The sequence below is a fragment of the Streptomyces lincolnensis genome (genome assembly GCF_021173675.1).
GTDB lineage: Bacteria > Actinomycetota > Actinomycetes > Streptomycetales > Streptomycetaceae > Streptomyces > Streptomyces lincolnensis_B.
The window spans coordinates 33,804-55,562 of sequence record NZ_JAIHON010000002.1 but is presented as its reverse complement, the minus strand read 5'-3'; the positions used below and the strand labels follow the sequence as shown (position 1 = coordinate 55,562).

At 72.2% G+C, this 21,759-nt stretch carries 18 protein-coding genes; 11 read left to right on the top strand and 7 right to left on the bottom strand.

Annotation, left to right across the window (positions count from 1 at the left end; translation table 11 throughout):
• Nucleotides 1-30 precede the first annotated feature (30 nt).
• Entirely contained in the window at nt 31-1,467 is a 1,437-nt protein-coding gene (gene rox / locus K4B79_RS03835; RefSeq protein ID WP_232024806.1) for a rifampin monooxygenase, read from the bottom strand.
• Between the two features lie 192 nt (nt 1,468-1,659).
• Nucleotides 1,660-2,052 carry a winged helix-turn-helix transcriptional regulator gene (locus K4B79_RS03830; protein ID WP_232024805.1) on the bottom strand — a complete coding sequence of 131 codons (393 nt, stop codon included), beginning with the start codon at nt 2,050-2,052 and terminating at the stop codon, nt 1,660-1,662.
• Nucleotides 2,053-2,442: 390 nt separating this feature from the next.
• Here K4B79_RS03830 and K4B79_RS03825 point away from each other — a divergent pair, with 390 nt between their 5' ends.
• The 5 genes from K4B79_RS03825 (at nt 2,443) to K4B79_RS03805 (ending at nt 8,842) form a co-directional block, all read left to right on the top strand.
• Nucleotides 2,443-3,948, top strand: coding sequence for an ABC transporter substrate-binding protein (locus tag K4B79_RS03825; RefSeq protein ID WP_232024804.1), 1,506 nt, complete (start codon nt 2,443-2,445; stop codon nt 3,946-3,948).
• A gap of 15 nt (nt 3,949-3,963) precedes the next feature.
• On the top strand, nt 3,964-4,890 hold the full coding sequence (locus tag K4B79_RS03820; RefSeq protein ID WP_232024803.1) for an ABC transporter permease: 927 nt from the start codon (nt 3,964-3,966) through the stop codon (nt 4,888-4,890).
• Nucleotides 4,891-4,904: 14 nt separating this feature from the next.
• A complete protein-coding gene (locus K4B79_RS03815; protein ID WP_232024802.1) occupies nt 4,905-7,004 on the top strand; it encodes a dipeptide/oligopeptide/nickel ABC transporter permease/ATP-binding protein in 2,100 nt (699 codons plus the stop codon).
• Nucleotides 6,997-8,022 (top strand): ABC transporter ATP-binding protein, encoded by a 1,026-nt coding sequence (locus K4B79_RS03810; protein WP_232024801.1) that lies wholly within the window; start codon nt 6,997-6,999, stop codon nt 8,020-8,022. The genes K4B79_RS03815 and K4B79_RS03810 overlap by 8 nt, the downstream gene beginning before the upstream one ends.
• A 220-nt stretch (nt 8,023-8,242) precedes the next feature.
• Nucleotides 8,243-8,842 (top strand): hypothetical protein, encoded by a 600-nt coding sequence (locus K4B79_RS03805; RefSeq protein WP_232024800.1) that lies wholly within the window; start codon nt 8,243-8,245, stop codon nt 8,840-8,842.
• Between the two features lie 226 nt (nt 8,843-9,068).
• Here K4B79_RS03805 and K4B79_RS03800 read toward each other — a convergent pair whose 3' ends face one another.
• The 3 genes from K4B79_RS03800 to K4B79_RS03790 form a co-directional block, all read right to left on the bottom strand.
• Nucleotides 9,069-11,462, bottom strand: coding sequence for an ATP-binding cassette domain-containing protein (locus K4B79_RS03800; RefSeq protein ID WP_232024799.1), 2,394 nt, complete (start codon nt 11,460-11,462; stop codon nt 9,069-9,071).
• Between the two features lie 110 nt (nt 11,463-11,572).
• Entirely contained in the window at nt 11,573-11,980 is a 408-nt protein-coding gene (locus K4B79_RS03795) for a VOC family protein (RefSeq protein ID WP_232024798.1), read from the bottom strand.
• Nucleotides 11,981-12,067: 87 nt separating this feature from the next.
• Nucleotides 12,068-13,174, bottom strand: coding sequence for an NAD(P)/FAD-dependent oxidoreductase (locus K4B79_RS03790; protein ID WP_232024797.1), 1,107 nt, complete (start codon nt 13,172-13,174; stop codon nt 12,068-12,070).
• Nucleotides 13,175-13,410: 236 nt separating this feature from the next.
• Here K4B79_RS03790 and K4B79_RS03785 point away from each other — a divergent pair, with 236 nt between their 5' ends.
• The 4 genes from K4B79_RS03785 to K4B79_RS03770 all read left to right on the top strand — a co-directional run bounded on the left by K4B79_RS03785 (nt 13,411) and on the right by K4B79_RS03770 (nt 18,178).
• The gene (locus K4B79_RS03785) at nt 13,411-14,388 is read left to right on the top strand and encodes an ABC transporter substrate-binding protein (protein ID WP_232024796.1); all 978 of its coding nucleotides are present in this window, start codon (nt 13,411-13,413) and stop codon (nt 14,386-14,388) included.
• 75 nt (nt 14,389-14,463) lie between these two features.
• A complete protein-coding gene (locus tag K4B79_RS03780) occupies nt 14,464-16,452 on the top strand; it encodes a S9 family peptidase (RefSeq protein ID WP_232024795.1) in 1,989 nt (662 codons plus the stop codon).
• Between the two features lie 120 nt (nt 16,453-16,572).
• Nucleotides 16,573-17,508 (top strand): DMT family transporter, encoded by a 936-nt coding sequence (locus tag K4B79_RS03775; protein WP_269463083.1) that lies wholly within the window; start codon nt 16,573-16,575, stop codon nt 17,506-17,508.
• A gap of 16 nt (nt 17,509-17,524) precedes the next feature.
• The gene (locus K4B79_RS03770; RefSeq protein WP_232024794.1) at nt 17,525-18,178 is read left to right on the top strand and encodes a hypothetical protein; all 654 of its coding nucleotides are present in this window, start codon (nt 17,525-17,527) and stop codon (nt 18,176-18,178) included.
• Between the two features lie 17 nt (nt 18,179-18,195).
• Here K4B79_RS03770 and K4B79_RS03765 read toward each other — a convergent pair whose 3' ends face one another.
• Nucleotides 18,196-19,329, bottom strand: coding sequence for a sulfite oxidase (locus K4B79_RS03765; protein WP_232024793.1), 1,134 nt, complete (start codon nt 19,327-19,329; stop codon nt 18,196-18,198).
• Between the two features lie 146 nt (nt 19,330-19,475).
• Here K4B79_RS03765 and K4B79_RS03760 point away from each other — a divergent pair, with 146 nt between their 5' ends.
• The gene (locus K4B79_RS03760; protein WP_232024792.1) at nt 19,476-19,622 is read left to right on the top strand and encodes a hypothetical protein; all 147 of its coding nucleotides are present in this window, start codon (nt 19,476-19,478) and stop codon (nt 19,620-19,622) included.
• Nucleotides 19,623-19,787: 165 nt separating this feature from the next.
• Entirely contained in the window at nt 19,788-20,402 is a 615-nt protein-coding gene (locus K4B79_RS03755; protein WP_232025409.1) for a DUF6629 family protein, read from the top strand.
• 28 nt (nt 20,403-20,430) lie between these two features.
• On the opposite strand, the gene K4B79_RS03750 is transcribed toward K4B79_RS03755, so the two are convergent.
• Nucleotides 20,431-21,672, bottom strand: a complete 1,242-nt coding sequence (locus K4B79_RS03750) for a hypothetical protein (protein ID WP_232024791.1) — start codon at nt 21,670-21,672, stop codon at nt 20,431-20,433.
• Nucleotides 21,673-21,759: the final 87 nt, after the last annotated feature.

Below are 21,759 nucleotides of genomic sequence, written 5' to 3'. Positions count from 1 at the left end.
GGAACAGCCGTAGCGCGGAAGGGCCCGGGTTCAGTCGGACGCGGGACCGAACCACCGGGGCAGGTGGGCGAGCAGGTCGTGCTGGTCGTCGCCGACCCAGGCGACGTGGCCGTCCGGCCGCAGCAGCACCGCCGGCACGTCCGGTTCCTCGCCGTCGTCGACGACGTGGCCGACGCGGTCGGTCCAGCCCGCCGTCGAGAGCCGGCCGGTGCGGTCGAGGAGCAGTCCGCGGCCGTCGTGCATCAGCTCGTAGAGGCGGCCGCGCTTCAGTGCCACGTCCGGCATCCGCCGGCCGAGCAGGTCGTGGCCCTCGCCGACGTCGTAGCGGACCCCGACCGCGGTGATCATCTCGGTGATGTACCGGTTCACCTCCCCGAAGTCCATCAGTTTCGTGAGCAGCTCCCGCAGCGCGGTCGGCCCCGGATCGGTTCCCAGCAGCGTGATCTGCGCGCGGGTGTTGTCGAGCACCGCGGCGCCGACCGGGTGCCGTTCGTCGTGGTAGCTGTCCAGCAGCCCCTCCGGAGCCCGGCCGTGTACCGCGGCCGCCAGCTTCCAGCCGAGGTTGAACGCGTCCTGCACCCCGAGGTTGAGTCCCTGCCCGCCGGTCGGCGGGTGGATGTGCGCCGCGTCGCCGGCCAGCAGCACCCGGCCGACCCGGTAGCGCTCGGCCTGCCGGGTGGCGTCGCTGAACCGGGACATCGAGCGCGGCGAGTGCACGCCGAAGTCGGTGCCCGCCACCGCCCGCAGCTGCCGCTTGAAATCGTCCAGGGTCGGCGCGGCCGTACGGTCCTCGGCGACGCCGTCGGCGGGCACGACGATGCGGTACACCCCCGCGTTCCCGTCGACGTCGGGCATGGCGCCGAACCGCAGTTGGGTCTTGCGGACCTCCTCGACGACGGCGGCGATCGTCGCCGGGTCCTCGGTCGCCTCCATGTCGCCCAGCAGCGTCTCGACCGTGGCGGGCTGCCCGGGGAAGCCGACGCCGAGCATTTTGCGGACGGTGCTGCGGCCGCCGTCGCACCCGACGAGGTAGCGCGAGCGCAGGTGTGTGCCGTCCGCCAGGTCGACGGTCACCCCGTCGTCGTCCTGGCCGAGTCCGACCAGCTCGCAGCCGCGCCGGATCTCGGTCCCCAGTTCCAGGGCGCGCTCTTCGAGCAGCTGCTCGGTGAGCTGCTGCGGGGTGGCCAGACCGTAGGGGTGGGCCGTGTCCATCCCGTCCGGCCACGGCTTGACGATGCCGCCGAACAGACCACCGACCTGGAACTTCTCACTGACCGCGAGGAACCGGTCCAGCAGGCCCCGCTGGGCCATGATCTCCACGCTGCGCGTGTGCAGGCCGCGGCCACGGGACTGGACGGCGCGCTCGGTCAGCCTCTCCAGCACGACCACGCGCACTCCGGCCAGCCGCAGTTCGCCCGCCAGCATCAGTCCGGTCGGTCCGCCCCCGGCAATGGTGACGTCGATCATCTCAATCCCCCCATGGTTGCCGCGAGTTGTGGCTCCGGCGGGTGATTGTGCGAGACGACCGGGGCCTTGCCGCAAGCCCCCTGGTGCGCTATACGTTGAGAGTGGCAAGGAGTCGATGACGTCCTTGCCGTTTTTTCTGCGCCGTTCCTTTTCGGCGCCCGGTCCGGCGGCCGACCACGAGGGGCCGGGCCTTCAGCCCTTCGCGGAGTCGTACGCCTCTCGCGCGGCCTCGACCGCGGCCATCCGCCGGTCCACCCACTGGGCCAGACCGCGCACCTGCTCAGCTGCCTCGCGGCCGAGGTCGGTCAGGGAGTAGTCCACGCGGGGCGGGATCACGAGCTTGGCGTCGCGGTGCACGAGGCCGTCGCGCTCCAGGTTCTGGAGCGTCTGGGTCAGCATCTTCTCGCTGACCTTGTCGATCGCCCGACGCAGTTCGCTGAACCGGTACGAGCGTTCCAGCAGCGCGATCAGGACGAGGGTGCCCCAGCGGCTGGTGACGTGCTCCATGACGATCCGATGAGGGCACATCGTGACACCGTCGGCACTGCGCACTTGGTCCACCAGGGTCACATCGCTTACTGCCATGTTCATACCGTACTCGACAGGGGGCACTAACGCAGAGTTAGCGCTCTGGGCCGACGACAGAGACGGGCTGCCGCACTGATCGGCGAGGACGTCCGACACCGCGCCCGGTCGTGCCGACCGGGTGGGCTCATTCATGGCCGTGAACGGATGCGACTTTCGCGCGCAGCCTTCCGAGGCGGCACTGAACGGCTCGACGTCGTTCGTCCGCACACCACTTGATCCTCTGCACGCATCTTGACCTACTCGCCCCGGGCGACCACATAATGACAGTGCGTCCACATATCTAAACGTGGTTCTCCGTTATGGACGCGATCTGGAGGCACAGTGACAGGTCCGGGCCCACTGCGTACTCGTTCGACCGCCCGTCGCCGCCCGAAGCGCGCGACGGGCGTGTTCCTGTCCGCTCTCGCGCTCCTGGCCGGATCCGCCTGTTCGGTCGCCGGCGCCGACCCCATCGGGGAAGGTCCGGACACCCTGCGCGTCGTCCTGCCCGAGGAGCCGCCGACCCTGGAGCCCTGCGACGCCTCGCTGACCGCGACCGGCCGGGTGACCCGGGCCAACATCACGGAGGCACTCACCGAGCGGGATCCCTCCACCGGCCGGCTGGAGCCGGCGCTGGCCGTCAAGTGGACGCGTACGTCGGCCACTTCATGGACCTTCACGCTCCGCCGGGGGGTCACCTTCCACGACGGTTCGGCCTTCACGGCCGCCGCGGCCGCGTTCTCGATCCGGCGGGCGACCGATTCGGCCATCGAGTGCAACGTCGACGGCTACATCTTCAGCGACAGCGAGGCCACCGCCCGCGCCGTGGACGACTCGACCCTGGTGGTCACCACGGCCGAGCCGGACCCGATCCTGCCCCTGCGGCTGTCCTTCGTCGAGGTCGTGCCGACGAGCACCAACCCGAAGGCCCGGGTGCGCGAACCGGTCGGCACCGGTCCGTACCGGATCGACGAATGGAGCCAGGGCCGTTTCCTCCGGCTCAAGCGCTACGCCGGCTACTGGGGCGAGGCGCCGGACTACGCGGCGGCCAAGTACGTGTGGCGGGCCGAGGGCAGCGTGCGCGCGGCCATGGTCACCAACGACGAGGCGGACGTCGCCATCGGGCTCGCCCCCGAGGACGGAGCGGGTGACCGGGCCGTCGAGTTCGTCACCAACGAGGTCTCCTACCTGCGCATGGACGCCACCAGGGCGCCCCTGAACGACATCAGGATCCGACAGGCCGTCAACTACGCCATCGACAGGGAGGGCCTGGTCACCGCGGTCTTCGCGGGCCGGCCCAGCGGACAGCTCGTGTCGAAGGGCGTCACGGGCTACAACCCGCGGATCGGACCGTGGCGGTACGACCCGGAGCGGGCCAAGGAGCTGGTGGCACAGGCCCGCGCCGACGGTGTGCCGACCGGCACCACCGTCACGATCATCGGCCGCAACGGCATCTACCCGAAGGCCGCCGAGGCCATGGAGGTCGTGCAGGACGGCCTGCTGAAGGCCGGACTGAAGGTCGAGATCAAGATGCTCGACGTCAACGCCTGGCTGGAATACCTGCTCAGGCCCTTCCCCAAGAACGCGGGTCCCACCCTCCTCCAGGCCCAGCACGGCAACCAGGCCGGCGACGCCGCCTTCACCATGGAGCAGATCTACGGCAGCGAGGGCGCCCAGAGCAGCTACGGCACGCCCGCGCTGGACGCGGCGATCGACAAGGCCCAGCTCGCCTCCGGAGACGAGCGGCAGAGGGCGTTCGCGCGGGCCTTCGCCCTGCAGAACGACGAGGTCGTCCGGGACGCCGTGATGGCCAACATGACCGGCATCCTGGCCCTCTCCCCCGGTGTCCGCTACCGGCCGGACTCGGCGACCAACGACGAGATGCGGCTCGCCGACATGCGCCGCGCGGACTGAGGGAGGAACCGGCCGATGTTCACCATGCTGCGCCGCCGCGCGCTCTCCAGTGTCGTCCCCCTGCTGGTCGTGGTCCTCGGGGTGTTCTTCCTGGCCCGCCTCACCGGGGATCCCGCCAACCTCTACCTCCCGCTCAGCGCGACCCCCGAGATGCGGGCCGACTTCGCCGCCCGCAACGGCTTCGACCAACCGCTGGTCACCCAGTTCGGGGACTATCTGGCGCAGGTCGCGCGGCTCGACTTCGGCGAGTCGCTGCGTACCGCTCAACCGGCCGCCGAGGCGGTGCTGCGCGCCTTCCCCGCCACGCTCCAGCTGGCGGGGTGGACGATGCTGCTCGCTCTCGTGGGCGCCGTGGTGATCGGCAGCGTGGCGGCCTACCGCCCCAACTCGGCGACCGACCGGATCGCGAGCTTCCTGTCCTCGACTGCGGCCAGCGTCCCCGACTTCTGGTTCGCGATCATGGGCGTGCTGGTCTTCGCGGTGACGCTGGGCTGGCTGCCCACCTCCGGCACGAACGGCGGCGCGGCCTGGATCCTGCCCGTGGCCACCCTGCTGATCCGCCCCTTCGGCGTGCTCGTCCAGGTGGTGCGCGGGGCCATGGTCTCCGCGCTGTCCGCCCCCTACGTCAAGGTGGCGCGCGGCAAGGGCGCCTCGGAGGCGCGGGTGGTCTTCGGGCACGCCCTGCGCAACGCCGCCGCACCGGTGCTCACCGTCGCGGGCGACCTCGCCGTGGGCCTCGTCAACGGCGCCGTCGTCGTGGAGACCATCTTCGGCTGGCCCGGCATCGGCAAGCTCATGATCGACTCGGTGCTTCAGCGGGACTTCGCGGTGCTCCAGGCCGCCGTGCTGGTGACCGCGCTGGCGATCTTCGCGCTCAACATCCTGGTGGACGTCTGTCACGCACTGCTCGACCCACGTGTGCGACTGCGGGCGGCGGCGTGAGTCAAGGAGGCGACATGCTCGGGACGGACAAGGAACGCGGGACCGCCGTGGCATCCGGTCGGCCGGGATCACGGCACCGGTGGCTCGCGCTGCTCCTCCAGGACCGGTTCGCCTTCGCGGCGGCCCTGGTGCTGGTCGTGGTCGCGCTGTGTGCCGTACTGGGTCCCCTGCTCGTCGGGGATCTGGCCACGCGGCAGAACCTGCGCGATCCCGGACGCGAGCCGTTCAGCCTGGAGCACGGCTGGGCCTACGTGCTCGGCAGCGACTCCCTGGGACGGCCGGTCGCGGCGCGGATGATCGCGGCGGCGAGCACGACGATGTCCGTGGCCGTGCCCGCCGTGCTGTGCTCGCTGGTCGTCGGCTCGCTGTGGGGCATGTGGGCGGGTTTTCACGGCGGTTGGCGCGAGAGCGTGTCCCTGCGGGTGGCCGATGTGATCCTCAGCTTCCCCTCGCTGCTGCTGGCCGTGGTCGTGCTCTACGTCTTCTCGCCGAGCGTCGCCGCTCTCGTCCTGGTGCTCGCCGTCGCCCGGATCCCCGTCTATCTGCGCACCGCGCGAGCCGAGTCCGCCGAGCTGCGCAGCCGGTTGTTCATGGACGCGGCGCGCACCTTCGGCACCGGCGGCTGGGCGTCCATCCGCCGCCATGTGGCCCCCTCGGTCCTGCCGACCCTGCTCACCGTCGCCGCGCTCGACTTCTGCTTCGTGATGCTGACGGAGTCCTCGCTGAGCTTCCTGGGCATCGGCATCCAACCGCCGGACGTGAGCTGGGGGTTGATGGTGGCCCAGGGGCGGCAGGAACTGCGCAGCGCGTGGTGGATCGCGGTCTTCCCCGGTCTCGCCATCGTCGTCACCACGGTGTCGGCGACCGTCCTCGCGGCGTGGGCCCGGCTGTCGACCGATCCCGGGCAGCGATGGCGGCGCGGACTGCGCGGCGGCGGGCGGCGCGTACGGGCGAAGGCCGGCGGCGCCGTCGCCGACGCCCCGGTCCCGGACGAGGGGCTCCAGTCGCCAGCCCCGGACCAGGACCGAGCCGTGGCGCAGGACAGCCACCGGGACCGGGACGTCACGCACGACAGCCGCGACCGGGACGTCACGCACGACGGCACGGCCACCGTCACACCGCCGTCCGAGAGCACGCGGTCCGACGCCCTGGCGGTCGAGAGCCTCTGCGTCGACGTCCACACCCCCGCCGGACCGGCCGCGGTCGTGCGTGGCGTGAGCTTCTCCGTGCGGTTCGGCGAGACGCTGGCCCTGCTGGGCGAGTCCGGGTGCGGCAAGAGCATGACCGCGCACGCGGTCGCGGGACTGCTCGACCCGGCCGCCGAAGTCGTGGGCGGACAGGCCCGGTTGGGCGGTGAGAACCTGCTCACGCTGACCGGACGGGCCAGGCGCAGGCTCGCCGGACCCGGCGTGGGGATCGTCTTCCAGGACGCCCTCAGCGCGCTCAACCCCGTGCAGACGGTCGGGGCGCAGCTCGCCGAACCGTTCCGCATCCATGAGCGGATGTCCCGGCGCGCCGCGCGGGCCGAGGCGGTGCGGCTGATGGAGCGGGTCGGCATCCCGGAGGCGCGCTCACGGGCAGGGGCCTACCCGCACCAGTTCTCCGGAGGGATGCGGCAGCGGCTGCTGATCGCGATGGCGGTCGCGCTGCGTCCCAGGGTGCTGCTCGCGGACGAGCCGACGACGGCACTGGACGTCACCGTGCAGGCCCAGATCATGGACCTCCTCGGCGAACTGCGCGGTGAGCAGCGGATGGCCCTGGTGCTCATCACCCACGACCTGGGCCTCGTCGCCGATCACGCGGACCGGGTCGCGGTGATGTACGCGGGGGCGGTCGTGGAGACGGGCCCCGTGGCCAGGGTGTTCGCCAAGCCCAACCACCCCTACACCCGGGGCCTGTTGGAGTCGGTCCCGGCCGAGCAGCACAAGGGCGGCCGGCTGAACTCGATCCCCGGGAGCCCGCCGGATCCCCGGTCCGTGCCGGCCGGTTGCGCCTTCCGTACGCGCTGTCCGATGGCACGCGAGGTGTGCGCCACGCGTCCGCCGACGCTGTCCCCGACCGGCGCCGACCGTGCCGCCGCCTGTCACTTCGGGAAGGAGCTCGCCGATGCCTGAGCCCGCAACGCTGCTGGAGGCCACCGGCCTGACCAAGAGCTTCGCGGTACCGCGCACCGCGAGGGGCGGCACCAGGCTGCGCGCGGTCGACGGGGTCGACCTGCGGCTGGGGCGCGGGGAGACCCTCGGCCTGGTCGGCGAGTCCGGCTGCGGGAAGTCCACGCTGGCCAGAATGCTGCTGATGCTGGAGCGTCCCGACGCGGGCACGATTCGGTTCGACGGGGTCGATCCCTTCACACTGTCGGGGGCGCGGCTGCTGGCCTGGCGCCGCAAGGTGCAGATGGTCTTCCAGGATCCGTTCGGCTCGCTCAATCCCCGGATGTGCGCGGCCGATCTGATCGGGGAGCCCTGGCTCACCCACCGCGATCTGGTGCCCCCTCGACAACGCGCAGCGCGGGTGGGCGAGTTGCTGGAGATGGTCGGGCTGCGCGCCTCCGACGCGCGCCGCTATCCGCAGGAGTTCTCGGGAGGGCAGCGCCAGCGGATCGGGATCGCCCGCGCGCTGGCCCTGGACCCCGAGGTCGTCGTCTGTGACGAGCCGGTCTCCGCGCTGGATCTGTCGGTGCAGGCCCAGGTGCTCAACCTGCTGGGGGATCTCCGGGACGAGCTGGGTCTGTCGTACGTGTTCATCTCGCACGACCTGTCCGTGGTGCGGCACGTGGCCGACCGTGTCGCCGTGATGTACCTGGGCGGGATCGTCGAGTCGGGGCCGGCCGAGGAGGTCTTCGAGCGGCCGTACCACCCGTACACGGCCGCGCTCCTGTCGGCGGCCCCCGTTCCGGTGTCCGGCGCCGGGGCGAAGCGGGAGCGGATCGTCCTCGCCGGCGAGATCCCCTCACCGGCCGATCCGCCGTCGGGATGCAGGTTCCGGACGCGGTGCTGGCGGGCGGAGGACATCTGCGCCGAAACCGCACCCCTTCCTGACTTCCCGCTCGCAACCGCACTTCACACGGCCGCGTGCCACTTCCCACTGAAGGGGGCGCCGGTCGTCAACGGCGGGCAGTCCATGGGCAGATGAGGAGCGAGTGGGGGCAAAACACCTCCCCGTCAGGGCGTTGTATGCAAGAAGTCTTGACGTCCGACTTCGCGACTGGATACTTGCCGACACCGGCTTCAGGAGCGCCCAAGGCGTGACATGGTCATGCTCGTTCGAGGTTTCGAACGATGTGCGATCCTTCGGCTGGCGCCTCTTGCTCGTCAACCCCACGTTCGACGACCCACCCCCCACAGGAGGACCCATGCGTCACACAGCGACCGTGGCCGCGCTGGCAGCCGTTCTGCTCGCCGGGCCCGGCATCGCCCAGGCCGCTCCGCAGCCCGCCCCCGCGTCCCCGCCGCAGACCCGGGTGGCCGCGGCCAGCATCACCTGGACCCTGCAGCGGGCCGCGAACCCCACCGCCGACCAGCAGTCGGCGTACAACCAGATCACGTCGGCCATGAACGCCGCCGTCGCCCGCTACAACAACCTCAGCGACCTGGGCAAGAGCATCACCGTCCAGTACGTCCCGGGCGTGCCCACCGCCGACGGCAACATCAACGGCACGATCCGCTTCGGCAGCAACCGCAGCTACATGAACGAGCGGACGGCCCTGCACGAGATCGCCCACACCATCGGCGTGGGCACCAGCTCCGGTTGGTCACGCCTCGGCTCCAGCGGCACCTGGACCGGCGGGCAGGCCACGGCACTGGTCCGGCAGTACGACGGCTCCAGCGCCAAGATCTCCACCGGCGGCGGGCACTTCTGGCCCTACGGCCTGAACTACGACAACGAGTTCTCGAACACCAACGCCGACCGTCACGTCCGGATCGTCGCCGCCATGGTGGCGGACGGACTGTAGGGCGTCCGCGGATGCCGGGGAGCGACCGGCCCCTCTCCCCGGCACGCCCCCTCACCGCCGTGGGCGGCCACTCCCATCACCGGCCGACGGCCTCACCCAAGGGGCGCGGGGCTGTGTCGATTTGCGGCTCCGCCGCGCGGGCGCGACCAGCCACAACGGGCCTGCAGCCGCCCTACGACCGCACGAGGCACCCCCATAGGCGTACGGCACCCCATCCCGTCCTCGCTCAAGCCCCGACGTAATCCGCCAGATGCTCCCCCGTGAGGGTGGAGCGCGCGGCGACCAGGTCGGCCGGGGTGCCCTCGAAGACGATCCGGCCGCCGTCGTGACCGGCACCGGGGCCGAGGTCGATGATCCAGTCGGCGTGCGCCATGACGGCCTGGTGGTGCTCGATGACGATGACCGACTTCCCGGAGTCGACCAGCCGGTCGAGCAGCCCGAGCAGATGCTCGACGTCGGCGAGGTGCAGACCCGTGGTCGGCTCGTCCAGGACGTAGACGCCACCCTTCTCCGCCATGTGGGTGGCCAGCTTCAGCCGCTGCCGCTCGCCACCGGAGAGGGTGGTGAGCGGCTGGCCGAGGCTGAGGTAGCCGAGCCCCACGTCGGAGAGCCGGGTGAGGATCCGGTGCGCGGCCGGGGTGGCCGCCTCGCCGTCCGCGAAGAAGGCCTCGGCCTCGGTCACCGACATCGCCAGCACCTCGCTGATGTCGCGGCCGCCGAGACGGTACTCGAGGACTGCGGGCTGGAACCGCTTGCCCTCGCAGTCCTCGCAGGGGGTGTCGACGCCGGCCATCATCCCCAGATCGACGTAGATGACGCCCGCGCCGTTGCAGGTGGGGCAGGCGCCCTCGGAGTTGGCGCTGAACAGCGCCGGCTTCACGCCGTTGACCTTGGCGAAGGCCTTGCGGATCGGGTCGAGCAGGCCGGTGTACGTCGCCGGGTTGCTCCGTCGCGAGCCGCGGATCGGTGTCTGGTCCACCGCCACCACACCCTCCGAGGCGGGCACCGAGCCGTGGACGAGCGAGCTCTTGCCGGAACCGGCGACACCGGTGACCACGCAGAGCACCCCGAGCGGAATGTCGACGTCGACGTTCTGGAGGTTGTGCTTGGCCGCGCCCCGGATCTCCAGGGCGCCGGTGGGCTTGCGCACCGTCTCCTTGAGGGCGGACCGGTCGTCGAAGTGGCGCCCGGTGATGGTGCCGGCGGCCCGCAGCCCCTCGACGGTGCCCTCGAAGCAGACGGTGCCGCCCGCCGTGCCGGCGCCGGGGCCGAGGTCCACGACGTGGTCGGCGATGACGATCGTCTCCGGCTTGTGCTCGACCACGAGCACCGTGTTGCCCTTGTCCCGCAGCCGCAGCAGCAGGTCGTTCATCCGCTGGATGTCGTGCGGGTGCAGACCGATGGTGGGCTCGTCGAAGACGTACGTGGTGTCGGTGAGCGAGGAGCCGAGGTGGCGGATCATCTTCACGCGCTGCGCCTCACCGCCCGAGAGCGAGCCCGAGGGCCGGTCGAGCGCGAGGTAGCCGAGGCCGATCTCGGTGAAGGAGTCGAGGGTCTGCTGGAGCGCGGTGAGCAGCGGCAGCACCGACGGCTCCTTCAGTCCGCGGACCCACTCGGCCAGGTCCCTGATCTCCATCGCGCAGGCGTCGGCGATGGAGACCTTGCCGATCTTCGAGGTGCGGGCGCCCTCGCTGAGCCGGGTGCCGTCGCAGTCGGGGCAGGTGGTGAAGGTGACCGCCCGCTCGACGAAGGCCCGGATGTGCGGCTGCATCGCCTCCTTGTCCTTGGACAGGAACGACTTCTGGATCTTCGGGATCAACCCCTCGTAGGTGAGGTTGACGCCGTTGACCTTGACCTTGGTCGGCTCGCCGTAGAGGAAGTCCTGCATCTCCTTCTTGGTGAACCGGCGGATCGGCTTGTCCGGGTCGAGGAAGCCGGACTGGGCGTACAGACCGACGGTCCAGACGTTGTCGGACTTCCAGCCGGGGATGGTGAAGGCGCCCTCGGCGATCGACTTGGAGTCGTCGTAGAGCTGGGTGAGGTCGATGTCGGAGACCGTGCCGCGGCCCTCGCAGCGGGTGCACATCCCTCCGGTGCGTTCGAAGGTCGCCCTCTCGGCCTTCGTCTTGGCACCGCGCTGGACGGTGATCGCGCCGCTGGCGCGCACCGAGGCGGTGTTGAAGGAGTAGGCGCTCGGCGGGCCGATGTGCGGCCTGCCGAGGCGGCTGAAGAGGATCCGCAGCATCGCGTTGGCGTCGGTGGCGGTGCCGACCGTGGAGCGCGGGTCGGCGCTCATCCGCTGCTGGTCGACGATGATCGCGGTCGTCAGACCGTCGAGGACGTCCACCTCGGGCCGCGCCAGCGTAGGCATGAAGCCCTGCAGGAAGGCGCTGTACGTCTCGTTGATCAGCCGCTGCGACTCCGCGGCGATGGTGTTGAACACCAGCGAGCTCTTGCCGGAGCCCGAGACGCCCGTGAACACCGTCAGCCGGCGCTTGGGGATCTCGATGCTCACGTCCTTGAGGTTGTTCTCCCGCGCTCCGTGCACACGGATCAGGTCGTGACTGTCGGCGACGTGGATCGTCGGCGACTGTCCGGCTGTTCTCGCGGCCCTGCTCATCGTGTCTCCATCGGGTTGGGCGGAGCCCGTACGCGCGGGCTCCGTCGGCGACGCGTGGCTCGATCCAACCATGGCGCGAGCGGTATGTCCGATTCCGGTCGTGCGGGGCGTCAGCTCAGCTCCTGCACGCGGATGAGGTTGCCCGCGGGATCGCGTACGGCGCAGTCGCGCACGCCCCAGGGTTGCTTCGTCGGCTCCTGGACGACCTCGGCGTCCGCCTGGAGGCGTTCGAAGGTGGCGTCGAGGTCGGGGGTGGCCAGGACGAGGCTCGCGAAGGTGCCCTTGGCCATCATCTCGGCGATGGTGCGGCGTTCGACGTCGGTGACGCTCGGGTCGGTGCCCGGTGGTTCGAGGACGACGGACGTTCCTGGCTGCCCGGCGGGCCCGACGGTGATCCAGCGCTTGCCGTCGTGGGCGACGTCGCCGCGGACCTCGAAGCCGAGCAGGTCGCGGTAGAAGGCGAGGGAGGCCTCGGGATCGTCGTGCGGGAGGAAGCTCGCGTGCAGGGTGATGTCCATGCCCGTCACGCTAGGCGGGGCCGGGGCGCCGGTGCTTCTCGAATCCTGACCGATGCGGCGGCCGGTTCCCGGGCCGGCCGGGAGCCCTCAGGTGGCCGTGTAGCCGAGCTGCCGCCGCATGTACGGGGTCATCAGGGTCTTGGACTTGGCCAGGACGGCCGTCCGGCCGCCGAGGACCGCGTTCTCGCCGCCGGGCACGGGCAGCAGGGTGATGCCGTCGGCCGGGCCGAACGGGACGATGATCGGGGTGCGGTGGACCGGCCGGTAGAGGCGGGGCTCCTTGCGGTGCCTGCCGGGGCTCTGGAGGTAGGAGCGGATGTTGAAGGCGGCCAGGTCGGCCTGGGCGAGCGCGGCGGGGGTGATCTTGAGTTCGGTGGCGTCGTTGACGTCGCCGACGGCGAAGACGTTCGGGAATCCGTCGACCCTGAGCATCCGGTCGACCTTGACCTGTCCGGCCGGGTTGAGCCAGTCGCGGTGGCCGCCCAGCCGCAGCCAGAGCGTGTTGGGCGTGGTGCCGGTCGCCCAGAAGGAGAGGTCCGCGGCGATCACGGTGCCGCGCGCGTCGCGGTAAGTGCCGAAGTCGTTTCCGGGGGACATGAACGAGTCGAGCCGTACCTCGACGTCGTGGGACTCCAGCCAGGCCCGCGCCTTGCGGCCGGCCCGCTCGCTGCCCGTGGAGTGGAGCAGCGCGGGCCCGGAGTGGGCGAGGGTGACCCGGGCGTCCGGCCGGGCCAGGCGGATCTCGGCGCTGAGTTCCACTCCGGAGGGCCCGCCGCCGACGACCAGGACGTGCTCGGCGGCGGCGACGGCGCTCTGGTGCCCGGCGAGGGACTTCACCGCCTCCTCGGCGATGGTGCCGGCGAAGCGGGCGGGTTCGGGATAGTCGGCACCGGTCGCGATCACCACCACGTCGTACGGCAGCCGCTCCCCCGTGGCGAGCACCACCTGCCGCTCGGCGGTGTCGACGCGGACCGCCTTGCCCGTGACGACGCGTCCGCCGCGCAGCAGCCGGTCGTAGGGGATGAAGGGGGTGACCGACCATTCCGGGCGCACTCCGGCGCGCAGGGAGGCGATGCGGTGGAAGAAGACGTCCTTGCGGTCCACGAGCGTCACCCGGGCCGTCGCGTCCAGTCGTTTCGCCACGCGGACGCCCGCGTAGCCGCCGCCGATCACTACTACGTCGCCGTCGAGCACGCGCGTCTCCTGTGCCTGTGGGGGGGGCGAGTGACGGGTGCCGTGGGGGCCTCGTCGCCACTCGAACTGCCGTCGAGCGTAGCGCTTGAAATCTAAAGCTCATATGAAGGTCGGTGTGCGTTCCGTGAAGTCGCGGCCGCCGCACCGGCCTTGCGCGGGGTACTGACACCGGGAAGGGAGGTGTGTAGATTGCGGCCGTCAGGAAACTGCACAACATCCGTCGGGTGGAGAAGCCGATGCAGAGACGCGTTCTCGGGCTCGCCGCAGTGCTGATCACCGCCGTCGGCGCCACCGCGTGCGGATCGTCCGACTCGGGGTCGGCCTCCTCGTCACCCTCGGGCGGCGACGGAACCACCACCGTCAAGGTCGGCATCATCCCCATCGTCGACGTGGCGCCGCTCTATCTGGGACAACGCAAGGGGTTCTTCGGAAGTCGCGGCATCAAGCTGGAGATGGTGAGCGCCCAGGGCGGCGCGGCGATCATCCCCGGTGTGGTGAGCGGGCAGTTCCAGTTCGGGTTCAGCAACACCACGTCCCTGATGGTCGCCCAGGTCAAGGGAATTCCGGTCAAGTCGGTCGCCAACGGCGCCGCGTCCAACGGCAAGGTCGGGGGCGATGTCACCGGTCTGCTGGTCAAGAAGGACAGCTCCGTGAAGTCCGCCAAGGACCTCGCCGGGCGCAAGGTCGCGGTCAACACCCTTCAGAACATCGGGGACACCACGGTGCGCGAGTCGGTTCGCCGGGCCGGTGGCGACCCCTCCGACGTGCGGTTCGTCGAGGTCCCCTTCGACCAGATGCCGGCCGCCCTGGACGGCGGCCGGGTGGACGCCGCGTGGATGGGCGAGCCCGCGCAGACGATCGCCAAGGCGCAGGGGGCGCGTGTCGTGGCCTCGCCGTTCGCCGAGACGGACCCAAAGCTCACAGTGGCGACCTACTTCACCTCCACGCGGCTCACCGAGCAGAACCCCGACCTGGTGAAGCGGTTCACCGAGGCGATGACCGAGTCGCTGCGGTACGCCACCGACCATCCGGACGAGGCACGGCAGGTTCTCACCACCTACACCAAGATCAGTGGGGATGTCCTGAAGAAGCTGACGCTGCCCGGCTGGCCGGCACAGGTCGACATGGCCTCGCTGGAGAAGCTGGCCTCGCTCAGCGAGAAGGACGGTCTCTTCGGCGACAAGAAGCCGGACCTGGACGCCCTGTTCTCGTGACCTGTCACGGCGGCATACCGTGCGACCGGAGTATTGGGTTGTCGCCGAGCGGGCGCGCTGTCCAGGATGATCGCCATGACACCCGCCCAGCACAACACCCCGGCGTTCCATGACCTGTTCGCCACGCACCCACGCCTGACGGGCCTGGCCCTCGCGCCCGACGGCACACGCCTGATCGCCTCCGGGCAGACCAGCGACGCCGACGGCACCGGATACGTGCCGGGGTTGTGGGAGGTGGACCGGGCCGGCGACGACGGGATCCGCCCGGTCACCGGGTCCGGTCCGGGCGACTTCGCGCCGGCGTTCGCCGCCGACGGCACCCTGATGTTCCTCTCCGGCCGCGACCCCGGCGAGCGGGGCGGCACCGGGGACGTGGCGCTGTGGGCACTCCCGGAACGCGGCGCGGCCCGCCGGATCGCCCACCACCCGAGCGGCATCGCCACCTTCGCCGTCGCCGCGGGCGCCGACACGGTCGCCTACACCGCGGCCCTGCTGCCCGGCGCCACCGATGCCGAGTCGCACGGCAGGCTGCGCCGGGCCCGGAAGGACGCCAAGGTCGACGCCGTGCTGTACGAGGCGGGACCGGTCCGTGCCGGGGGCGACGGCGAGCCGCACACCTTCGTCCGGCATGCCGACGGCGCCCCGATGGACATCGGAGGCCAGGGTCTCGCGGGGAACGGAGACACGGCACTCTCGCCGGACGGTTCGCTGGCGGCCTACACCCGGGCCCCGACCGATCAGGCCCCGGACACGAACTGCGTGGTGGTCGCCGACGCGGTGACGGGCGCCGAGCGCCACGTCTTCTCCCGGGCCGGAAACCAGTACTACCACCCGGTGTTCACCGCCGACGGCTCGGCGCTCGTCTGCCAGCGCCAGCGGGAGGAGACGCACGACACCGAGTGGAGGGTCACGCTCGTCGCGTTCGACCTGGCCTCCGGCGCGGAGACCGACCTCCTGCCGGGCTTCGACAACTGGCCGTGGCCGGGCCGGCCGCTCCCCTCGCCGCTCCCCGGGGACGGCACCCTGTGGTTCACGGGCGACGAGCAGGGCCACTGCCCGGTCTTCCGCCGCGACGCGGACGGCACGATCACCCGTCTCACCGCCTTGGGCGCCTACGGCTCGCTGTGCGTGACGCCCGACGCGACCACGCTCTACGCCCTGCGCGGCGCCGTCGACGGCCCGCCCCGGGTGGTCCGGCTGGACGTCGCCGCGCCCGACCAGGAACCCGTCTTCCTCACGGCCGCCGGTGGCCTCGAACCCCTTCCCGGCACCCTGACCGAGGTGCGCACCGAGGCCGAGGACGGCTGCCCCCTGCGCGCCTGGCTCGCTCTGCCCGAGGGCGCGTCCGCCGAGCGCCCGGCACCGCTGGTCGTCGTCCCGCACGGCGGACCGCAGGGCTCCTGGAGCGACTGGCCGTGGCTGTGGAACCCGTGGCCGTTCACGGCTCGCGGTTACGCGGTACTGCTGCCCGATCCCGCGCTGTCCTCCGGCTACGGGCAGCGCATGCAGCGACGGGGGCTGGGCGGGTTCGGCGAGGTGCCCTACCGGGACGTCATGGCGCTCACGGACGCGGCGCTGGGGCGCGCCGACCTCGACGCGGCCCGGACGGCGATGGCCGGCTGGTCCTTCGGGGGCTACCTGGCCGCCCGCACCGCGACGCTGACCGACCGCTTCCGGGCGATCGTCTCGCACGGCGGGATGTGGAACCTGGAGGCCTTCCAGATGGACACGGACATGTCCGCCTACTTCCGGAAGCTCTTCGGTGACCCGCGCACCCAGCGGGAACGCTACGAGGCCGACTCGCCGCACCTCGACGCGGCGAAGGTGACGACACCGGTGCTGATCGTGCACGGGGGCGAGGACCACCGGGTGCCGACCGGCCAGGCGCTGGGGTTCCACAACGACCTGCGACGGCTCGGCGTGCCCGTCCGCTTCCTGTACTTCCCGGACGAGGGCCACGACATCGGCGTACCGAACCACATACGCGTCCTGTACGAGACCATGCTGAACTTCCTCGACCACCACGTCCTCGGCCAGGAGTGGAGGCGTCCTCCGCTGCTCTAGCGGTGTCCCCCGCTCCTCCAGCGGCATCCCCGCCCCTCGACAAAGAAACGCTTGCGTTTCGTTCAGGCGCGCCGTAGCGTACCGGTACGAAACCGTTTCGTATCGAAGGGAGTGCGGGTGATGGTGGTGTCCCCGGTCCTGCTCGCCGTGCTCCTGTCCCTGGTCTCGGCGGTCTGCTACGCCCTGGCCGCCGTGGTCCAGGAACGCACCGCCGCGGACACCGCGGGGGTGCGCGGCGCGCTGGCCCGCGGCACGTGGTGGTGGTCGGTGGTCCTCAACGCCACGGGCGCGCTGCTGCACGTGGTGGCCCTGCGCTACGGACCCCTGACCCTGGTGCAGCCGCTCGGGGCGCTGAGTCTGGTGGTGGCCGTGCCCCTGGGCTCGCTGGTCGCCCGCCGGCGCACCTCGCGCGCCCAGTGGCACGGCATGGCCCTCACCCTGGCCGGGCTCACCGCGCTGCTGACCGTCACCGCCTCGGGCCGCGCCCCGGACGACACCCTGCACACCGCAGAGATGCTCGGGGTCGCGCTCGCCGCCCTCGCCGCCGTCGTCGTCCTCGTGCGCCTCGCCGCCCGGCACTCCGCCCTGGAGGGGCTCGCGTTCGCGGCGGCCTCCGGTGTCGCCTCCGGGGTCGGCTCCACACTGGCGCAGAAGCTGGTGGTCGGACCGACGTTCTCCTGGAGCACGGCCCTGGTGGCTGCCCTGACGGTCGGGTTCGCCGTGGGCGGGCTGCTGCTGTCCCAGCAGGCGTATCGCAGCGGCCTCGGCGGTCCCCTGGCCCTGCTCACCCTCCTCAATCCGGTCACCGCGTCCGCCGTCGGGATCGCCCTGCTCGGCGAGGGCTTCCGGTACGGCGAGACCGGTACCGTGCTGGCGCTCGCCGGAGCCGTGGCGGCCGTGCACGGTGTCACCCTGCTGAGCCGCCCCCGGTCCGCCGGGCCCGACCCGCGCCGGTACGACGGCGACGACCTGCCCCGCCTGCCGGTCCCGCGCCCCACCGCCGAGACACTGACCCCCGCCGCCGTCGACGTCGTCGGCGCGGGCCGGGCCCTGTGAAAGGACGAACACGAACATGACGACCCCGACCCTTCGCCTCCCCACCCGGACCGCCGTGCGCGCGGCGGGACTGGTCGACGTACCCGCTGTCGTACGGCTCTTCGCCCCGCCCCCGGTCCCGTCCGGGCCGTCGGTCGCCGCGGCCGACGGTGCCGCCGTGGACTGGGAGCAGGCACAGCGGGCCATGCGGCTGATGCTGGCCCACCACGCTCTGGAGGACGGGCAGGTGTGGGTGGCCGAGGGGACGGACGGCGCGCTCGTCGCGGCCGGGATCTGGATGCCGCCCGGCATCGGCGCGGGTACCAAGCCTCCCGACGCGCACTGGCGGAGCCTGCTCTCCCGTGAGCTCGACGTCTGCCCGCCGGAGCACCCGGTCCTGTCGACGGCGCTTCAAGCGGCCGGGCCGGACGGACCGCACTGGACGCTGGTCACCGTCACCGCGCCCGACCGGCCGGAGGTCCAGGACCCGCGCGTGGTGGCCGAGTTGCTGGCCCCCGGACTGCGTGCCGTGGACGCCGGGCACACGACCGCCGTGGCGATCGCGCTGTCCGCCCACCACGCGGACCTGCTGCTGCCCCACGGGTTCTCCCGGCCGCACGAGGTCCGTGTCGTACCGGGAGCGAGCGTGTGGCTGACGACCCGCCGACCGCGCGGCGCGGCGGCCGCCTGACGGATCTCGTCCGGCGGCTACAGGCAGACCACCGGGACGCGTTGGACCAGGTTGTTGCCGAAGCCGCCCCGGTTCCAGGGCTGGGTGAGCGGCTGGACCGTGCCCTCGGCGTCGGTCGCGCGGGCCGTCAGGGTGTGGGTGCCCGGCGCCGCCGTCCAGTCGGCCTGCCAGTGCCGCCACGACCAGGGGTGCCCGTCCGGCGCGGAGAGTTCGGCGGCCTGCCAGGAGTGGCCGTCGTCCGCGCTGATCTCGACCTCGGTGACGGGCGCGCGGCCCGACCAGGCGCGCCCCTCCAGCCGGAGCGTGCCGGGGCGTACCACCCGGGTGCGGGTCATGAAGTCCGGGAAACCGGGCGGGATCAACAGGGCGCGGGGCGCGATACGGGTGACCGGTTCGCCCGGTTCGTCGGACGCCTGTCGGTACCGGTAGGCCACCGCCTGCTGGAATCCGGTGAACGGGGTGTCGGTGAGGGTGATGTCGTGCAGCCACTTCACGTGGGCCATGCCGTACCAGCCGGGCACGACCAGCCGGAGCGGGTGGCCGTGCTGGGGCGGCAGCGGGGCGCCGTTCATCGCGTAGGCCACCAGCACCTCCGGATCGGTCGCCGTGGCGTCCGCGAGCGACAGGCTGCGCCGGTAGTCCTGCTCCACCCCGCGCTCCACGCCGTGGTCGGCCCCCGTGAAGACCGCCTCGACGGCGTCCGGTGCGACCCCGGCCTCGGCGAGCAGCGTCCGCAGCGGGACGCCGGTCCAGTCCGCCGTGCCCACCGCCTCCACCAGCCAGGGCTGGCTGACGGGACGCGGGGTGAGCCGGGCCCGGCCGTTGCCGGCGCACTCCATGGTCACGCGGTGGGTGACCGGCGGGAGGGCGCGCAGGGCGGCCAGGTCCAGGGCCAGGGGCGTGCGCACGTGGCCGCCCACCGTGAGGGTCCAGGTGCCGGCGTCGGCGGGCGGGATGTCGTAGTGGACCAGGACGTAGTGCAGGCCGGGCGGGGTCACGTCGTAGCGCAGGGCCTCCAGGGGGAGGCCGTGGTTGCGGGCCGCGAGGGCGAGTTCCTCATGACTGATGGCCTCGTCGGGGGCGGCGACGCGCCCGGGGCGGCTCACGTCGGCCAGGGAACCGACCTCGTCGACGGGACGTTGACTGTCCATACCCCCATGGTGCGCCCGCTGCCTCGGTACGGGCACCCGCGTGCGCCCATGGAGGGGGCGGGCGGCCGGTACAGGGCTGATCCGGCCTCACGGCGGGTAGTCGAGTCCACGCGGGGACACGCGCGGCACCGGAGAGAAGGAACCACATGTCAGGCATCCTGGATCGCATCAAACGGTTCGCGAGGAGCCCTCAGGGGCGACGCAGCATCGAACAGGCCCGGCGGGCGGCGGCGGACCCCCGGCGCCGGGCCCAGGCCCAACGGCTGCTGGGCAAGCTCCGCGGCCGCCGCTGACCGGGGCTCACCCACCCGGCGGCCCGGCCGACCGGCCGGGCCGCGCGTTCGTCACCCGCGACGCTGCCGTCGTGTCGCGGGACCGGCGGGGTGACCGGGCATGGCTTGGTCACCGGCGCGGGCGGCGCGCCGGTGACACCCGACGGCGATTCCCCTGGTGGCGTGATGTGCTGGAGCGCGACGGCCGATCTCGTGGCGGGCACCGCCGTGGCGGGCGTGGGAGTGGCCTGTGTGGCACGGGTGCGCGTAGGCCGGGAACTGCCGCTGGCGGCACTGCCGTTGCTGCTCGGCGTCCACCAGCTCGTCGAGGCGGCGGTCTGGGAGTCGGACGGCGGCAGCGGACCCGCCACCACCGTCTGGGCCGTCATCGCGCTTCCACTGCTGGCCGTGTGGGTGCCGGCCGGGGTGCTGTGCGCCGCCCCTCCCCACGCCCGCCGCCGGCTCGTCGCGCTGCTCGTGGTGGGGGCGGGGACGGCCGCGATGCTCGCGTACGGGCTCGCCACCGGCCCGATGACGGCGGAGATCCGCGGCCGCACGATCGGCTACGCGTTCGACCTTCCCCACGCGCCCCTGCTCGTCGCCGGCTACCTGCTGGCGACCGTGGGGTCACTGCTCCTCGCCGGTGACCGCCGCCTGGTGGCACTGGGAGTGCTGGTGGCCGTGGGGGCGCTGGTCTGTTGGCTGTTGTGGCGCATGGAGTTCGTCTCGACCTGGTGCGCGCTCGCGGCCGTGTGCTCGGTGGTGCTGTACGGCTGGGTGCGCGCACGGCGCCGGGCGTGATCCCGGCGCCGCGCGCGTCCCGCTCCGGTCAGCGGACGCGGTGCGCGAAGGCGTCGCCCACGCCGTTGGTGTCCTCCGGTACGAGGTCGGTGTCGTCAGAGGTGAAGACCACGACCTTGCCGTCGCCCGAGAGAGCCCCCCGGCCGACCGAAGCGTTCGCGGGCCCGCCGTCGGTGCCCGAACTGACCTGGCGGGACTCGCCGGTGCGCAGGTCCAGGACCACCGCCGGCCACGCCCAGCCCAAGGACGAGGCCGGGTCGTCGGCGCCCCGCTCGTACGCCACGTGATGGCCGTCGGCACTCAGGACACCGGCACGGGTGCCGGGCCGGTCCGGGTTGCCCGGTACCGCGACGGTGGTGCCGGTCTCGGTGTCCCTGACGAAGGTGTTGCCCGACCTGTCGTCGGGGGTGACGGCCCCTTCGCTGTACGTCTCGAAGAGGACCCGCCGCCCGTCGCCGCTGAGGGAGGGGGCGCCCAGCACCCGCGGGGGCGCGGTCCCGTCGTGCGCCACGTCGACCATCTGCTCCGTGCCCGTGGCGCGGTCGAGGAGGTACACATGGCCGATGTGCGGCCCCTTGGGGATCTGCCGGGTGGCGATGTAGGCGATGCGCTGTCCGTCGTCGCTGATGGCCGGCCACTGCGCGTAGTACACCTCCGGCTCGGTGTCGGGCCGGCTGACCCACTCGGTCGTGCCGGTGGTCCGGTCGTGCACGTACACCCGTGACCCTTCGGCCGCGGTCGAGCCGCTCGGCCGGGACACGACGAACGCGACGTGCCGGCCGTCGGCGGCCAGCGCCGGAGAAGCGACCCTACCGCCCGCGAAGTCGTCCCCGGCCGGCACCGTGAGACGCTCGACGGTTCCGGTTCGCAGGTCCTGGACGTACACGCCGGTCAGCGCCGCGTCGCCGGAGTAGGCCGTGTAGGCGAGGAACCGGCCCGTGCGGCTCAGCGTCGGCGAGCCCAACTGGGCGCCGGCCACGGCGACGCGCCGGAGTTCCCCCGTACGCAACTGCCGTACGAAGATGTCCCGCGAGCCCGGGGCGTCGCCCGGCACCAGGTTCGAGGCGTCCGAGACGAACGCGGCCACCCGGCCGTTGCGGCTGACCGTGGCGGTGACGGACGCGGCGTCGGCCTGGGTGCCGTCCGCCGCCACGCCGAGCCGCTCGGTGACCGGTGCCTCCGGCGTCGCCCCTGCCGTCGGTGACACCGCCATGACGAGTGCGGTGACCAGGACGGTCGCTCCTGTCGCCGCGCGCATACTGATGCTCATGTCTCCCCCAGTGACATCCGGCCCCGACCCCCCGCCGGAGCGCACCGGGATTCAAACGCACCGTCCGCGCCATGAGCAATCCGTTCG

Bases quoted from the DNA above. Each gene is read 5' to 3' on its own strand.
- rox (WP_232024806.1), bottom strand. From the start codon at position 1,467: ATGATCGACGTCACCATTGCCGGGGGCGGACCGACCGGACTGATGCTG.
- K4B79_RS03830 (WP_232024805.1), bottom strand. From the start codon at position 2,052: ATGGCAGTAAGCGATGTGACCCTGGTGGACCAAGTGCGCAGTGCCGAC.
- K4B79_RS03820 (WP_232024803.1), top strand. From the start codon at position 3,964: ATGTTCACCATGCTGCGCCGCCGCGCGCTCTCCAGTGTCGTCCCCCTG.
- K4B79_RS03815 (WP_232024802.1), top strand. From the start codon at position 4,905: ATGCTCGGGACGGACAAGGAACGCGGGACCGCCGTGGCATCCGGTCGG.
- K4B79_RS03810 (WP_232024801.1), top strand. From the start codon at position 6,997: ATGCCTGAGCCCGCAACGCTGCTGGAGGCCACCGGCCTGACCAAGAGC.
- K4B79_RS03805 (WP_232024800.1), top strand. From the start codon at position 8,243: ATGCGTCACACAGCGACCGTGGCCGCGCTGGCAGCCGTTCTGCTCGCC.
- K4B79_RS03800 (WP_232024799.1), bottom strand. From the start codon at position 11,462: ATGAGCAGGGCCGCGAGAACAGCCGGACAGTCGCCGACGATCCACGTC.
- K4B79_RS03795 (WP_232024798.1), bottom strand. From the start codon at position 11,980: ATGGACATCACCCTGCACGCGAGCTTCCTCCCGCACGACGATCCCGAG.
- K4B79_RS03785 (WP_232024796.1), top strand. From the start codon at position 13,411: ATGCAGAGACGCGTTCTCGGGCTCGCCGCAGTGCTGATCACCGCCGTC.
- K4B79_RS03780 (WP_232024795.1), top strand. From the start codon at position 14,464: ATGACACCCGCCCAGCACAACACCCCGGCGTTCCATGACCTGTTCGCC.
- K4B79_RS03775 (WP_269463083.1), top strand. From the start codon at position 16,573: ATGGTGGTGTCCCCGGTCCTGCTCGCCGTGCTCCTGTCCCTGGTCTCG.
- K4B79_RS03770 (WP_232024794.1), top strand. From the start codon at position 17,525: ATGACGACCCCGACCCTTCGCCTCCCCACCCGGACCGCCGTGCGCGCG.
- K4B79_RS03765 (WP_232024793.1), bottom strand. From the start codon at position 19,329: ATGGACAGTCAACGTCCCGTCGACGAGGTCGGTTCCCTGGCCGACGTG.
- K4B79_RS03760 (WP_232024792.1), top strand. From the start codon at position 19,476: ATGTCAGGCATCCTGGATCGCATCAAACGGTTCGCGAGGAGCCCTCAG.
- K4B79_RS03755 (WP_232025409.1), top strand. From the start codon at position 19,788: ATGTGCTGGAGCGCGACGGCCGATCTCGTGGCGGGCACCGCCGTGGCG.
- K4B79_RS03750 (WP_232024791.1), bottom strand. From the start codon at position 21,672: ATGAGCATCAGTATGCGCGCGGCGACAGGAGCGACCGTCCTGGTCACC.